The following is a 14,632-nucleotide window of genomic DNA, read 5'->3' as shown; positions in this document are numbered from 1 at the left end:
AATTCCGGTTTTCTTTTTATTCCATCACATTCGATTCAAATAGTTTTGCAAAACCGATTGGTATTTCCAAACTAGAGGAAGGTGATATTATCTTCCATGAATCACTCTCTGAACAAGCAACGGCCATTAAATTAGCAACAAAATCTAGATACACACATGTCGGAATTATTTTCAAATATGGGAATACTTATAAAGTTTTAGAAGCCGTTGAACCGGTAAAATTAACAGACTTAAATTCTTTTATTACACAGAGGAACAAAGGATCAGTATGTGATCAAACGCATTCACAATTCAAAACAAGTCTTAAATCCTGAAACCGTTCGCAAAATGAAAGATTATGGAAACTCTCTTCTCGGTAAACATTATGATCTTTATTTTGAGTGGTCAGCGAAACATGTCATTTCACCAATTGACATGTTCCAGTCAAAAGAATTGATTACAGTGAGAGAGTGACATGTAAATTCCCTGTTAGGAGTGGTTTAATTTTTTTGTGACAAGTTTGACAATGTCGTCAAAAGAATTTATGTTTTCAGCTTCTTCATTACTAATTTCTATTTTGAAATTATTTTCCAACCTTTCGATGATTTCAATATCAGTAAATTCATCTGTATATTTCCATAAAAAATTTAGATTCCCTTTGAAAGAATCATCCGGATAAAGTTTACTTGTATCAAACGGCAACAATTCCTCCAAAATACTTAAAGTTTCAATCACTATAAATTCAGGAATTTTGTCATCGTAAAATGTTTGGAAAAATTGATTCTTAGTAAGTGTTACTCTTTCCTTAAAAACAAGATTAAATGAGGAATCATAGCGACGTTTCTTGAAAAGAAACATACCAATAAAGTAAAAAACTACAATTAGAATTGTTACATAAATTATCATTTTAATTTATAAACTTATTTTGTTTTTTAGTTATTTCATTTACTTTTAGAAAATAGTAGTTTTTGAATGATTGAAATATTTTTTTATGAAGAACGAAACAAGGTCTTGCAAACACCTTGTTTTTCGGTAACTAAACTCTGGTTCTTACCCAATCTTTCCGAGTAACTTATCTAACTCCAAATAACATTCTGCCATTCCATCTGCGGCACCGGATTCCACCATCATCTTACAAATATCAGGTGACGCATAACGGCAGAGATGAGTCATCAGTGTCCTAGCGCCTTCTTTTGTAAATGTTCGCGATTCGAATGTGGCATTAGGATCTTCAGGAGCCTTCGGGTCGAAGGTTGCCATTTCCATAATATAATTTTCGGTATTGGCTAACTTTTCAGGAACTACTACCTCTCGAAAGGTTCCGTATACACCTGATTTGTTTCCTTTTTGGTCCGAATAGAGATACAAATATTTGCCACCTACTTTCAAATCTTGTTCACAGGTTTCTAGCACCATACCTTCAGGCCCAATCAGCCACTTTTTCATTAACTCAGGTTTGGTATGACAGTCAAAAACCAATTCTCGTGGTGCGTCGAAGTATCGTGTAAACACAACCTCTGTTTCTCCTCGACGTTCTAACTTTACTTCATTTTTGTTTGTTGTCATTTTTTCTTATCTCCTTTGGTTTGTATTGTTTGTAATTCTAAAAGTAGTCCATCTAACGCTTGATATCTTTTTTCCCACATTTGCCGATATTTTTCGATCCAATCAATTGCCGTTTTTAACGGCGCTGTTTCCAACCTACGGGGCCTCTCTTGGGCTCGGATGGTCGTAGAAACAAGTCCTGCCTCTTCCAGAACTTTAAGGTGTTTGGAAATGGCGGGTTGGCTCATTCGAAAGGGTTTGGCAAGTTCCATGACCGTTAGATCACCTTTCGCGAGGCGCATGAGAATGGCCCTACGAGTGGGGTCAGCGAGGGCTGAAAATGTGGCATCAAGTGTTTGCATAACTAATTGGTTATATAAAAAACTAGCTATATATACAATAAAAGTCAAATCTATTTTTGAAAAGAAATCAAAAAGTACGGCCATACTAAGGTGTTTTTTTGGATTTCAGGATTACTGCGGTGAGGATTTGGTTGAAATCTAATTTCCAATCTGTCTAAAAAAAGAATTCTTATTAAATGAAATAAAAAAGTCTCGAATAATAACCGGCAAAGTAACCAATGAACGTTCGTAAATTTAATAAAAACAATATAGAAATCGCCATTGTTGATTCAGAAGAAACGCTGATCAAAGACGGTTCTTCAGCACTAGACTTTTTTGCCACCATCCAATATGATTCGGGATGTGATCGTTTTGTAATGAAACAATCACATTTTGTTTCGGACTTCTTTGAACTAAAAACAGGAATTGCTGGTGAAGTATTACAAAAAATAGTCAACTATCGGATGAAACTGGCAATCGTAGGTGATTTTTCTATCTATGCTAGCAAAAGCCTAAGTGATTTTATCTATGAAATGAATTCAGGGACAGATGTTTTTTTTCTGAATTCAGAAGAGGAAGCAATCGAACGTTTAGTCAATATTTAATAGGAATGAATTCTAACCAGGTTTTGTTTGATTGTCTTTTACCAAAACAAAACTGGGTTTTAAAACCAAATCTATGCTGTTGGATTTTCCTTTTCCAAAAAAACAATCTTCGATAATAAATCGATATTATGTTTTTCGATTGTATTGGAAAGACCTATCCCCATCAGTTCAAAAACTCTTTGGGTTAATTCTATTGATTCAATTTTTTGATCCTTAAATCCATAAAAACCCAAAACCCCGATGGTTTGGTTATGCACTATAAGCGGAAACTCCATAAGACAAGAAACACCGAGTTCCAGTAAATGATCTCTTACTCTTGGAACTGAATTCTCTGAAATTTCATTTTCAATTTTGGCCGAGCCAGAAAAGTTCTGGGCCGAGAATTGGGATTCTTCTTTGGAAAACCTTTGTCCCTCGAAAATCCCATGTACATTTCCTTCTACAAGGCTATATTCCCAATTTTCTCCAATTTTGGATGTTATGAGTCCCAGCGGTAACCCAAAAAGTTTAATTCCCGTTTGTAAATAATTTCGGCAAATTGTTGTTAGGTCACTAGATTTAGTAGAGAGAAGTCGAAACAATTCTGCCAATGAATGTTTCACAAAGGAAGCAGTATTTAGGGTTTGTGAAATCAAATTTTCATTTTTGAATCGAATCAATTCTTGGCTCAATTGGTCTGCAATCACATCAATGAGTTTTAGATTCTTAAATTTATGTTTGAACTTATCTTCTACTACCATTCCAATCACTCCAATCACAGTACCAATATCCGATCGAATGGGATATCCCAAATACATCGCAGATGTTTTCTCGGGAAGAGTTTCAATGAGAGGTCGAAAAAAAGATTCATCACCTACTAGATTCATTTCAAAAATCATATTGGAATCCGCGACATGATGGCAAGGAACAGAGTATTTAGAAACAAGATCAGGGATATAAAAGTCAGAATGACTGTGTAGAGCCAGCAAACGAAAGTTTTGTGATTCAGGAAGATATTCCAAAATCCATGTGGTTATGATTTCAGGAATCCTCGCAATAGTTTCTACGGTGCGGTTCCAGACATGTTCAGAAGGAAGGCCCGATCCAAAAGAATGTAAATCATCAGCCAGGTCTGCTGTTAAAGAAATTCCAGAAAAATAATCGTTGGGAGCCAATTCAGAAAGCATAACAAACCACCTCTCTCCTCCCATCCCACCAAAACCTCTAAGACAAGCGAGAACCTAAATCCGCTATACGGGATTTTTATCCAATATAGCGATCAATATCTTTCTCAATTCGTCAAATCACTTACAGAGGAAATCCTGTCATTTTAGAGGTTAGATTCGATTTCCATTCTTCATATATCCATCACGCGACTTCCTTACCACGGGCCACTTCTAAAATAGAAAACCATTCCACTCGTGAGAGAGGATAAGAAAAACATTCGGCTGCCGATTGGATTCGTCCTGGATCATTCGTTCCCAAAATGGGAACAAGTCCCGCAGGATGGTTGAGATACCATGAATAAAGGACTTGATCCAAACTACACCCATGTTCTTTTGCAATTTCTTTTAGTTTAGCCACTGTGACCACTTCCCTTTCCGACTTTGGTGAAAAGATCCGGCCCCCACCTGTTGGTGACCAAATCATCGGATGGGTTTTATGTTCTAAGGCCTGGTCAAAAGTCCCATCAAACAATGATTCTGTGTGAAACGGATGAAATTCTACTTGGTTTGTAAAAAGAGGTTTCTTGTAAGCAGTTTGTAACATTTGGAATTGGGAAGGAGTAAAATTCGAAACTCCAAAATGGTTTACCTTTCCTTCACTTATAAGTGATTCAAATATTTTCGCTAGTTCATAAGGATTCATTAAAGGATCAGGTCTGTGGACAAGAACCACATCCAAATGATCCACTTGCAACTTTCGTAACGAACGTTCGACGGAGTATCGGATATGTTCTTTGGAAGTATTATAATGTTTGGTGGAAAATTTAGATCCCGGAACTTGGATTCCGCACTTCGTAATGATTTTGATTTTTGATTTGATGGAAGTGTTTTGATTTAAGGCTCTACCAAACAATTCTTCATTTTCAAAACCACCGTAAATGTCTGCGTGATCAAAGGTATCAATCCCAAGACTGAGACAGGTTTCTATTTTTTTTAAAATTCTTTCTGGCGAGTTACCTTCTTTGTCTTCATGTAACCTCCAAATTCCATACACTAATCTTGAGATTGAAAATTTGTGTTTTGGAAATTCAATTTGGAAAACTTTCATTTTCTCTCTCCAGTTGTGAGTGGTGTGACAGGAATCCCTTTGGGTTTCCGATTTTGCGCTTCTGCAAAGTTGATCGTTTGTAAATTCGGAAGCACTGATTTTGCAAATAGTTTGGATTCTTCCATCAATGGATAACCAGAAAATACAAAAGCACGAATTCCCATTTTGATGTATCTTTGGATTTTTTCATACACTTGTTCTGGGGTTCCCACAATGGCCGATCCACATCCAGAACGAGCAAGACCAATCCCTGACCATACCAGTGGTTCGATAAATAAATCGGCATCGGCAGACTTTCGCAAGTCATCTTGACGAAGCACTCCCGCGGAATTAGAATCCAATGCTCGGTGTTTGATATCATTTGCTCTTTCTACGTCAATTTTTGATAACAATTGTTTTGCGGCATCTTTTGCTTCTTTTTCTGTATCTCTTACAATCAAATGGATACGAAGCCCAAAATCAATTTTCCTTCCGAAAGAAGCTGCACGAAGACTCAAATCATTCATTGTATCAGCCAATCTTTCTTCTGTTTCAGGCCACATTAAAAATACATCGCAGAACTCGGCACATAGTGCACGTGCATCGGGAGATATCCCGCCGAAATACAATAAAGGCCCACCGTTTTGTTGGTAGGACTTTACAGGATCTGATGGGAGATCAAACTGATAGTGTTTTCCTTCAAACTGGATTCGGTCCCTTGTCCAACCTTGTTGCAAAATTTGAATGACTTCTTTCGAAATTTCATATCTCGTTTTGGAATCCCTTTGGGTTCCTGGAAGGTCCGAAGAGATAATATTGATATTGAGTCTTCCCTTTAACATATGATCCAATGTGGACAATGTCCTTGCAAGCATGGGCGGATGGACTTCACCACACCGAATCGCAGTTAGGAGGGAAATTTTTTTTGTGAATTGTGATGCAGCCGCAGCAAAGGTCAAAGTATCTTGCCCAGTTTGGTAAGATGAGGGTAATAGAATGTTTTGGTACCCAAGTTCGTCCGCCAAACGAATGATATCCGAACAATGTTCGAAACTAGAGCGTAAGGAACCATCCGGTAATCCTAAATATTCATAATCTCCATTGCAAAGGTCACAAAACCAAGATACTTCTACGGCAGGATGTTCGGATCGAATGGTGGGTGCTTTCGGGATCGGATTCATTGTTTTTCTACTGGAAGATAAATCCCGGGCAAAGACAAGAGAGAATTCCCGAAAATCTATCGCTTGCCATAATTTCGGAAAATATCCAATATGGCGAATCAATTATCTGTTATGATAGCGGCGATCGACATCCTTTTTTTCGGGCTTACTTTTGTTCTCGTTTTGGGAGTGGGAATGTACGCTGGCCGAAAAGAATCTTCCTCTTCTGATTACTTTCTTGGTGGAAGGAGCCTTCCCTGGTGGGGGATTGCAGGATCCTTATTTGGAACCAATATTTCGGCCAACCATTTGGTTGGAATGCTTGGGATTGGATTTTCTGTTGGGTTTGCCCAAAGCCATTATGAATTTGGATCCATCCCGGCCATAGTTCTTTTGGCCTTTGTATTCCTTCCTCTGTTTCGAAGAAAAAAATTCTATACCCTCTCCCAATTTTTACAGAGCAAATTTGGTCTCGCTGCCGGACGGATTTATTCGGGAATCTCACTCATCTTAATCACCATCCAACTTACAGGGGCACTGTACATTGGTGCCCGTAGTTTTCTCCCTTTTATCAAAGATACGGGAATCCAAATTACTTATACAGAAGTTGTTATTTGGATTGCCTTTACATCAACCATCTATACATGGTTTGGTGGTCTGAAGTCAGTGGTTTACACCGACGTCATTCAAACTTTTCTAATTTTAGCCTCAGGATTACTCCTTGCTTACCTCTCCATCACTAGACCAGAAGTGGGAGGAATTTTTGAATTACTTGCAAAGGAAGAAAGTAGGACGGATGGACTGAGCAAAATGAATTTGTATCTGCCTCCGAACCACCCCACCCTTCCTTGGACTGGGGCTCTAAGTGGACTATTCCTATTACATATTTTTTATTGGAATACCAACCAATACGTCGTGCAGCGCACATTAGGTGGCAAATCATTGAGAGAAGCACGGCTTGGAATCCTAGTGGGTGGACTTCTCAAACTAACAGTTCCTTTTTTCTCTATCCTTACCGGAGTGGCTGCATATCAAATTTGGACAACTCTTGGAGAAACGGCAAACATCGCTCCAGACGAAGCCTTTTCCAAGTTAGTTGTATTTGTAGTTCCGTTTGGATATGGACTAATCGGTGTGATCCTTGCTGGACTCCTTGGTGCGATTTTTTCTAGTATTGACTCTATGTTACATTCTGCAGCCACTCTATTCACGATTGATTTTTATAAACCGTTTCAGCAAAGATTGGGTAAAAAACTGATCGATGAAGAAGAAATGAAGGCAGGCCGCATCTTTCTTCTAGTATTTTCCGTATTAGTTACGGTTCTTGCGATACTCTTTGTAGATCCGAATTCTAAGAAAAATTTCTTTATCGAACTTTCCAACCAAAGTTCTCATTTTACCCCTGCTTTGCTGGTTGTTTTTTTATTAGGAATTTTGAATTTCAAAATTAGTAGTCGAATGATTTGTATCACCATTCTTCTCACACCGATTTTTTCTTTTTTATCGCCAGTTCTTTATTCGCACTTCGCGCCTTTTTTCATAAAACAAACATTTGGTGAAGAACTCAATTTTCTACATAGAGTCTTTTTTAGTTTCCATTTTGCCATTGTAACTTTGAGTTTAGCGGCCTATCTCCAAAACAAAAAAAAGAACCATACTACGGATCAAAAAATAGAACGACTAGAGCCTTTAAAAATATCTGATGGGACTTTTACCCAACCAACTTTTCTGCAATCAAAAACTAAGTATTGGATTCTATTTTTCTTTCTATTTTTTGTCTTGATTGCCACAAGAATCCAAACTCCCGAATTCAAATTATATATATCGATTTCCGGATTTCTACTTTTTTTGATTTTTTCTATCGCTATTACGATTGGAAAAAGATCAATGAATCAAAATTTAACCACCTTGTTTCGAAAACGAGATGAATGGTTGTATGGAATCCTCCTAGGTTTTACATTTTTGTTTTACCTCTGGTTTTAAAATCGTTTTAAAAGACAGATCGATCGGATACGATGGGAACATGGCTAAAAAATCTAAATTTAGCATTGCAACTAAAGACAGTCGAATTATGGATTTACTCTCCAGGACTGACCACAAAACATCAGCTCGGTGGGCGCTAGATTGTGTGGAACGAGTGTTTTTCTATTTTGAGAATTCCGATTGCAAGGATCAGCATCCCAAAGAAGCCCTAAATGTATTAAAAGAATGGATCAAGACAGGGAAGTTTAGCATGGCCGTGGTGCGAAAGGCTGCTTTGGATTCCCATGCTACAGCAAGAAAGATCGAGATGGATCATCCAGAAAAGTCTGTGGCTCGGGCAGCCGGGCAAGCTGTCGCCACCGCCCATGTAAAAACCCATGCCATAGGTGCTGCTAATTATTCAGTGCAAGCCGTCTTTAGAGCAAACGAAAATCTAGATCCTGATCATTCTGTCCAAAAAGAAAGAGATTGGCAATACAATCATTTATTACAATTATTGGCAGAGTCCAAGGCCAGCTAACAATGTTTGTATTCGAAAAAGCAAATCATAATTTTAAAAAACCAATCCTAACCCTTGGGTTTATTTTGCTTACTATGTTGACTTTATTTTTTGATGATCCGGGGTCTTATGCATTCACACCAAAAAAAGAGTTTGGGTTCAGTTTATTTGTTTCCTTTTTCTTTAACTCTTCCTTTTCTGAATGGTTTACCAACGCAGTTTATCTATATATGTTTGCTGACAATATAGAAGATGTAGTCGGACATTTTTATTTTTTCCTTCTCTTTCTATTTTTTGGAATTCTAGCGAACCTAACTTATTTTATATTTCATGTGAACTCTATCATTCCAGTGATCGGAACTTCTGGGGTCATATCAGGAATCCTTGGGATGTACTTTGTTTTTTTTCCTAATGTAAAAAGTACGATGGTGTTTGAAAAAGCCACCTTCCGTGATATACCAATCTTTATCAGTCTCAGTATTTGGATTCTCATCCAATCCTATTTCTATATTGTTGAATTACACAACCAAGTGCGGAGTGTTTATGGCGGACAAGTAATCTCCTTTTTAATGGGAATTATCATCGCCCAAATCTTTATCCGATATAAATTTTTAGATCGACTGGAACATAACATTCGTCTATCGACTTTTATCAATAAAACTGTCCTTTGTCCTTCTTGCAGTAAACCAATCCCGGCCAAAAAATATGGTAGGTTGCACTGTTCGACTTGTAATACAAATTTCTTTTTCGATCGCCATGGAAAAAAATTTCTATAACTTTATCCTTTCGATTGATTTTAATTTCTAAAATCTTTTAAAAAAGATTCAGTCATTTAATTTCTCATCGACAATTCTTTTCTATTGATTAGATTCCTCCGATACCTAACGGTTGGAGAACGTAAATGCAAAGAATCTTGTTCCTTTTTCTTGTTTTGTCCCTCTGCATTCAGCCTATTTTTGGCGAAGTAAATCCAAATTCTCTCGGACTTCCCAAAGAAGGTTATTATATCATCACTTACAAAAACTATTCAGTCAATTTAGAAATCAGCGCAAACGGATACGATGTTCGAGACGGATCTTCCAATGATGATTCCTCTGGGCAAGCAGACATCAATTACTGGATCATCCCAGGAAAAAACAAAATCAAAATTCGGCTCACAGAAAGAAAAGGCAAAGAAAAAGAAGGTCTATCAAAAAAAGCAGAAGTCAAACTTATGTTAGGCCAAAAAGGACAATTCCCTGACGAAGGAATTCTTCTAAAACACTTTCAGTGGCCGGACCAAACACAAGCCAACTTAGGAGAATGGACTGAGTTAGAATTTGATCCACCTTTTGATCCACCAAGTAAGTTATGGAACCAAGCAGAATCTATTTCTCTCACAAAAGAAAAAGAATCTTCGGCACTTGAGTTTGCTTCCGAATTTACTAAAATTTTAAACACAAAGGATCCTAAAAAAATACTTTCAATGATCCAATTTCGTGCACAAGACACTTCAGAAGTTCGTTATTATCCGTATGTAGAAGCAGATGAACTCAAATCCATAAATGATATGACAAAAGCCATTGGGTCGAGTTGGAAATTTGATACTAAGAACATCAAATTTACCTTACTGTGTAACAACCAAATCCTAAGTGTCACGGATCATAAAGGCGAACCCATCATTACTTCCAAAAAAGGAACTTCCATCCCTCTTTATTTAAGTTGGATGAATGACAAATGGGTCATTGTTCGATAAAGAATTTAACTTAGAATTTATTGACTTAGTAATTTACTTGATTTCCCTTTATCCATATATTCCACTGCATGAAGGGAATCAGGAAATCCGTTCCAACTGTTCGCATGGCTAAAAATCATCTCAGTCTCGTCATCCCATGTTACCGTGAATCGGAGCGACTCCCAAAATTTTTAGAATCTCTTTTAAAAACATTTAAAGGTTCTAAGTCTGTAGATTTTTTGGTGGTAGATGATGGAACTCCGCTTGCTGAATTCGAAATTTTAAAACAGAAAATCAACCATCTACTTTCCAATCCTCAAATCCAATTATTACGATATGAAACCAATGTAGGAAAAGGTGGAGCCATCCAATTTGGACTAAAGGTTGCAAAAGGAAATTATTTTGGTTTTGTGGATGCCGATGGCGCCACTCCAGCCGAGGAAGTGTTCCGCACGTGGAATCATATAAACCTTCATCCTGAGATTGATTTACTTGCAGGTTCACGAATTATCATGATGGGAAGAAATGTAAAAAAGTCTTTTTATCGACACGTTACAAATCGAATTTTTTCGTTTTACTTTTCTTTTATCTTTCGAATTCAAATGTATGATCCGCAGTGTGGATGCAAAATTTTTAAAAAATCTGCATATTTACAAGTAATTCATAAAATTTCCGACTTACGCTGGTTATGGGACACTCAATTATTAGTTTTATTGATCAGAAACGGGTTTAAAATTGTTGAAATTCCTCTTGATTGGCAGGATATCCCTGGATCAAAGTTTAGTTTTTTAAAGGATTCCTTTCTAGTTGTATTTTCTGTTTGGAAGTATCGAAACATTCATTAAACAAATAAAAATTTTATATTTTTTTCTTCACACGTTCAGAAATCGCAAATATTTTTTTGGGATTACTAATTCCTTTTAATTTGTGTTCCCCTAATTCTTCCCAACGAACAGGAATTTGTTCTGCTAAACTTTCTGATGCCAAAACCGCTTTCCCCAGTTCCCCACACATACCAGCAATGCGACTCGTTAAGTTGACCGCCTCTCCAATGACTGTAAAATCCAATCGTTCTGTGGAACCAATGTTTCCATAAAGGATTTCCCCAGAATGCAAACCAACTCCATGATGTATGGGGAGTTTTTCTTCATTTTCTCTCAATTGATTGTGTTGTGATAAACGTTCACCTAACTTTCTAACAGCGAGAAGTACTTTTTTACCAACAAAAGTTTTATTGATTTCTGTATAGGGAAATACTGCCAAAATTCCATCTCCCAATAATTTTAGTACTTCTCCTCCATGAGCTTCGATGAGTGGGATTGCTAGTCCAAAATAATCATTTAATAACTGTATAATTTCCGAAGGTGATAATTTTTCACTCATACCTGAGTAATTCCTGATATCAGAAAACCAAATCACAGATTTGATTTTGTCAAGCTCACCCAAATAAATTTTTCCAGAGTACACAGTAGAGCCGGTTCGTTTACCTAAGTAGATACTTAGTAATGATTCCGTTAATTCATTTTGGATGAAGTTCATCCATTGTAAGGAGAGTATTTTTAATACCTGGTTTAAAAAAATTTGTTCTTCGTTAGACCAACCATTTGGTTTGTCAGTCACTAAACTTAAAAAAGCATAACTAACCCCTTTTTGCAATATGGGTACCGCAAAATAACCAGTAGCACCTAACGGTGCCAAATCGTCGAGGATTGGATAAGGACGTCTGTCTTCCTGATTTTCCGCAAAACCAAAGTAATAAGGCTTTTTTGTAGACATCACATACTGTACAGGACTTACCGCAAATTGAGAGGTCTGCAAAGATCCCAATCGAAATCGCACTTCACGAAGGTATCCATTTTCAGATTCTATAGTTGATCTTGAATGTAACAAAGGCGTTGTGGATTCATCAAAATATTGTAATTTTCCTTTAGGAACCCAAGTATAGGACAAAGATTCCACTTGCGGGTGGAGCGTACGTGTTCCCATATTGACTCTTACGATTTGAAACCCTTGATTTTGTAAATAACCAATCCCTTTATCAAAAAGTTCGACAGAAGATTTCAGTCCCGGTGATTCATTCGTATACCATTCTATAAATTCAGCGATCATTTTCCTATTTGACTTCCAAAGTTCACATATTGTCTTCTGTATTAAGAAGATTGAATATACAACCAACCTGAACAATTGCAAGGAAATATTTGAATTAAGAGATACGTGGAAAAAAGGGAAGGAAATAGAAAGATAGTGAAAACATCATACCCTGCCATAGGACAGGGTATGAATGATACAAAACTTATTTTAGTTTCGCATCTAAACGTTTTTGTACAGCTTCCATAAATTGGAAAGTATCCAATTCTTTTTTGGTAGCTGCTGTAGAAAGAGAAAGTAAGTCTTTTGTCATCTCACCACCTTCGATGGTTTCGATGATTGCTTCTTCCAATTTCACTGCAAAGTTTACAAGTTCTGGAGTTCCATCTAGTTCTCCACGTTTTGCAAGAGCTCCCGTCCAAGCAAAAATAGAAGCCACTGAGTTTGTAGAAGTGGTTTCTCCTTTTTGGTATTTACGGTAATGGCGAGTCACTGTTCCATGAGCTGCTTCATACTCGTATTTTCCGTCTGGAGATACGAGAACAGAAGTCATAAGACCAAGGGAACCAAAACCGGAAGCAACCATATCACTCATAACGTCACCGTCGTAGTTCATCATCGCCCAAAGTTGTCCACCTTCGTTTTTCATGATTTGCGCAACCGCATCATCAATGAGGTAGTAACTATAAGTAATACCAGCAGCTTTCATCGCAGCTTCTTGTTCTTTTGCCATTTGATCAAAGATATCACGGAAACGAGCATGGTATTTTTTAGAGATCGTATCTTTTGTTGCAAACCAGATGCTGATTTTTTCAGATATAGCGTAAGTGAAACATGCCTTCGCAAAAGACTTAATGGATTCATCTAAGTTGTGCATCGCAAGAGCAACACCAGGAGCTTTAAAATCGTTTACAAGTAATCTTTGTTTTTCTTTTCCAGAAGCATCAGTATAAACGAGTTCTACTTTTCCTGGGCCATCAACAAGGATTTCTACGTCACGGTAAATATCACCGTAAGCATGTCTTCCAATCGCAATTGGTTTTTTCCAAGAGTTAACAGCGGCTGGGATGTTTTTAATGATGATAGGTTTACGGAAAACAGTTCCATCAAGGATAGCACGAATGGTTCCGTTAGGTGATTTCCATTCTTGTTTTAGGTTGTATTCTTTCACACGGTCTGCGTTTGGAGTGATGGTTGCACATTTAACACCTACACCGTGTTTTTTGATCGCGTTAGCAGAATCTACAGTGACTTGGTCATCTGTTTTGTCGCGGTATTCAACACCTAAGTCATAGTATTCCAAAGTGATGTCTAAATAAGGGTAGATGAAACGATCTTTAATTTCTTTCCAGATAATTCTTGTCATTTCATCGCCGTCTAACTCAACAAGCGGTGTTTTTACTTTAATTTTTCCCATTGATTTCTCCTAAACTCATTCAATTTTTGATTCGCATAAAAACGTTTATGTTGGAATTACCATATGTAAATTCCACAGGTAGTGACAAAACTCAGTAGAATTATTGATCGCTCCTGAAATGGTATGAATTCCCGTAAGAGATGTATATCTTTTTCTATAAGCATCTCGTTCGGAAATGAGAGAAAGTTTTGCTTCCAATTGGACAAGAATCTCTTTCCAAGTTTCACATTGTTCTTTAACCAGTGGGTCTGTTGCTTTGATTTTAAGATCCGTTGCCTTTGTGATCTGTATTTCCCAGAAATGGGCTGGAAATGCCGGTGGTCTGTACCGGTCCCGAATGGCTTCTAAATCCTTTTCAATGTCTTGGTCCTTGAAGACAGTAAAAAAGAAAAAACCACTGATTCGTAATGAAAGAGGAAGGAAAAAACTAAAATTGCGATCGTAAGAAATCATCTGATGGAGAGTCCATTCCGCCGATTTCCCGCTGGTCCTTTTATCTACAAAGGTCTTCGCATCAAAGGAAGCCAATTCATCAAAACAGTATTGGGCAAACCGGAGTTTCTCTTTCCAGAATATTTCTAATATCTCTGTGACCATGCCTGTTTCGTTCATCTTGGATAGGGGAAAGTATTTTTCAAGTGAGAATCCTTTTTTAAGAACCAAAGTCAAAGTTCTTCCACCCCGAAAAGTATGAAAGAAACCGAAGTCCTGTGGCGTGAGCTTGTGACAAAAAAAGAAGAATTTTTACATATCTTAAGAATTCTGAATCATTATTATGAAATGCGAGGAGAAACGAAATCCAAACAATTTGCTTTTCGTCGCTCTCTGGCCGATTCCACACCTGAATCTGTACAAATCTTTTTTTCTAAACTTGGACCTTTTGAATACCAAGTGGCTTGTAGGATTTTGCCGGAAGAACAAATAGAAACCTGGATCCATATCGACGGAATTGCAGAAGAAAGAGAAAGGTTAAAACAAATAGGCAATACAGAACATCCCGTCTTTTCGCTCGTTTGTCTGAGTGATTTGTTTGCCTTAACACTCCCAAGTACCCTTATCATTTAAAGGA

The 14,632-nt window shown here is 37.3% G+C and carries 16 protein-coding genes and 1 pseudogene; 8 read left to right on the top strand and 9 right to left on the bottom strand.

The features are described from left to right. Positions 1-23: 23 nt before the first annotated feature. Positions 24-387: pseudogene (locus CH364_RS17900) on the top strand (YiiX/YebB-like N1pC/P60 family cysteine hydrolase); the annotation flags it as partial. An 81-nt stretch (positions 388-468) separates the two neighbouring features. Here the strand turns inward: CH364_RS17900 and CH364_RS17895 are convergent. The 3 genes from CH364_RS17895 to CH364_RS17885 form a co-directional block, all read right to left on the bottom strand. Next, positions 469-837, bottom strand: a complete 369-nt coding sequence (locus CH364_RS17895; RefSeq protein WP_125178696.1) for an acyl carrier protein — start codon at positions 835-837, stop codon at positions 469-471. Between the two features lie 192 nt (positions 838-1,029). Further along, a complete protein-coding gene (locus CH364_RS17890; protein ID WP_100744157.1) occupies positions 1,030-1,545 on the bottom strand; it encodes an SRPBCC family protein in 516 nt (171 codons plus the stop codon). Next, positions 1,542-1,886 (bottom strand): ArsR/SmtB family transcription factor, encoded by a 345-nt coding sequence (locus CH364_RS17885; protein WP_100744762.1) that lies wholly within the window; start codon positions 1,884-1,886, stop codon positions 1,542-1,544. Before CH364_RS17885 ends, CH364_RS17890 begins: the two co-directional genes overlap by 4 nt. Before the next feature lie 218 nt (positions 1,887-2,104). On the opposite strand from CH364_RS17885, the gene CH364_RS17880 reads away from it, so the two are divergent. Next, positions 2,105-2,470 carry a DUF4180 domain-containing protein gene (locus tag CH364_RS17880; RefSeq protein ID WP_100744156.1) on the top strand — a complete coding sequence of 122 codons (366 nt, stop codon included), beginning with the start codon at positions 2,105-2,107 and terminating at the stop codon, positions 2,468-2,470. 71 nt (positions 2,471-2,541) lie between these two features. Here the strand turns inward: CH364_RS17880 and CH364_RS17875 are convergent, their stop codons facing one another. The 3 genes from CH364_RS17875 to CH364_RS17865 form a co-directional block, all read right to left on the bottom strand. Then, positions 2,542-3,636: a GAF domain-containing protein gene (locus CH364_RS17875; RefSeq protein WP_100744155.1), complete on the bottom strand. Its 1,095-nt coding sequence runs from the start codon at positions 3,634-3,636 to the stop codon at positions 2,542-2,544. A 181-nt stretch (positions 3,637-3,817) separates the two neighbouring features. Beyond that, on the bottom strand, positions 3,818-4,723 hold the full coding sequence (locus CH364_RS17870) for an aldo/keto reductase (RefSeq protein WP_100744154.1): 906 nt from the start codon (positions 4,721-4,723) through the stop codon (positions 3,818-3,820). Next, a complete protein-coding gene (locus CH364_RS17865; RefSeq protein WP_100744761.1) occupies positions 4,720-5,883 on the bottom strand; it encodes an LLM class flavin-dependent oxidoreductase in 1,164 nt (387 codons plus the stop codon). The genes CH364_RS17870 and CH364_RS17865 overlap by 4 nt, the downstream gene beginning before the upstream one ends. 90 nt (positions 5,884-5,973) lie before the next feature. On the opposite strand from CH364_RS17865, the gene CH364_RS17860 reads away from it, so the two are divergent. The 5 genes from CH364_RS17860 (at position 5,974) to CH364_RS17840 (ending at position 10,903) form a co-directional block, all read left to right on the top strand. Next, a complete protein-coding gene (locus tag CH364_RS17860) occupies positions 5,974-7,845 on the top strand; it encodes an SLC5 family protein (RefSeq protein ID WP_100744153.1) in 1,872 nt (623 codons plus the stop codon). A 40-nt stretch (positions 7,846-7,885) separates the two neighbouring features. Further along, positions 7,886-8,365, top strand: coding sequence for a putative immunity protein (locus CH364_RS17855; RefSeq protein WP_100744152.1), 480 nt, complete (start codon positions 7,886-7,888; stop codon positions 8,363-8,365). Further along, complete coding sequence (locus CH364_RS17850; RefSeq protein ID WP_243401373.1) at positions 8,314-9,120, top strand: rhomboid family intramembrane serine protease; 807 nt, start codon at positions 8,314-8,316, stop codon at positions 9,118-9,120. Before CH364_RS17855 ends, CH364_RS17850 begins: the two co-directional genes overlap by 52 nt. Before the next feature lie 125 nt (positions 9,121-9,245). Further along, positions 9,246-10,079 carry a hypothetical protein gene (locus CH364_RS17845; protein WP_100744150.1) on the top strand — a complete coding sequence of 278 codons (834 nt, stop codon included), beginning with the start codon at positions 9,246-9,248 and terminating at the stop codon, positions 10,077-10,079. Between the two features lie 104 nt (positions 10,080-10,183). Next, entirely contained in the window at positions 10,184-10,903 is a 720-nt protein-coding gene (locus CH364_RS17840) for a glycosyltransferase (RefSeq protein WP_100744149.1), read from the top strand. Positions 10,904-10,916: 13 nt separating this feature from the next. Here the strand turns inward: CH364_RS17840 and CH364_RS17835 are convergent, their stop codons facing one another. The 3 genes from CH364_RS17835 to CH364_RS17825 form a co-directional block, all read right to left on the bottom strand. Then, a complete protein-coding gene (locus CH364_RS17835) occupies positions 10,917-12,167 on the bottom strand; it encodes an adenylate/guanylate cyclase domain-containing protein (protein WP_100744148.1) in 1,251 nt (416 codons plus the stop codon). A 184-nt stretch (positions 12,168-12,351) separates the two neighbouring features. Beyond that, entirely contained in the window at positions 12,352-13,563 is a 1,212-nt protein-coding gene (locus tag CH364_RS17830) for an NADP-dependent isocitrate dehydrogenase (protein WP_100744147.1), read from the bottom strand. Between the two features lie 45 nt (positions 13,564-13,608). After that, positions 13,609-14,175, bottom strand: a complete 567-nt coding sequence (locus CH364_RS17825) for a hypothetical protein (protein WP_207762291.1) — start codon at positions 14,173-14,175, stop codon at positions 13,609-13,611. A 78-nt stretch (positions 14,176-14,253) separates the two neighbouring features. Here CH364_RS17825 and CH364_RS17820 point away from each other — a divergent pair, with 78 nt between their 5' ends. Next, complete coding sequence (locus tag CH364_RS17820) at positions 14,254-14,628, top strand: LIC_13246 family protein (protein ID WP_100744145.1); 375 nt, start codon at positions 14,254-14,256, stop codon at positions 14,626-14,628. Positions 14,629-14,632 lie beyond the last annotated feature (4 nt).

It is taken from the genome of Leptospira harrisiae (assembly GCF_002811945.1).
In the GTDB taxonomy this organism is placed as follows: Bacteria; Spirochaetota; Leptospiria; order Leptospirales; family Leptospiraceae; genus Leptospira_A; species Leptospira_A harrisiae.
Note: the sequence above shows the minus strand (reverse complement) of the source record. Positions and strands in the feature narration are given on the sequence as shown.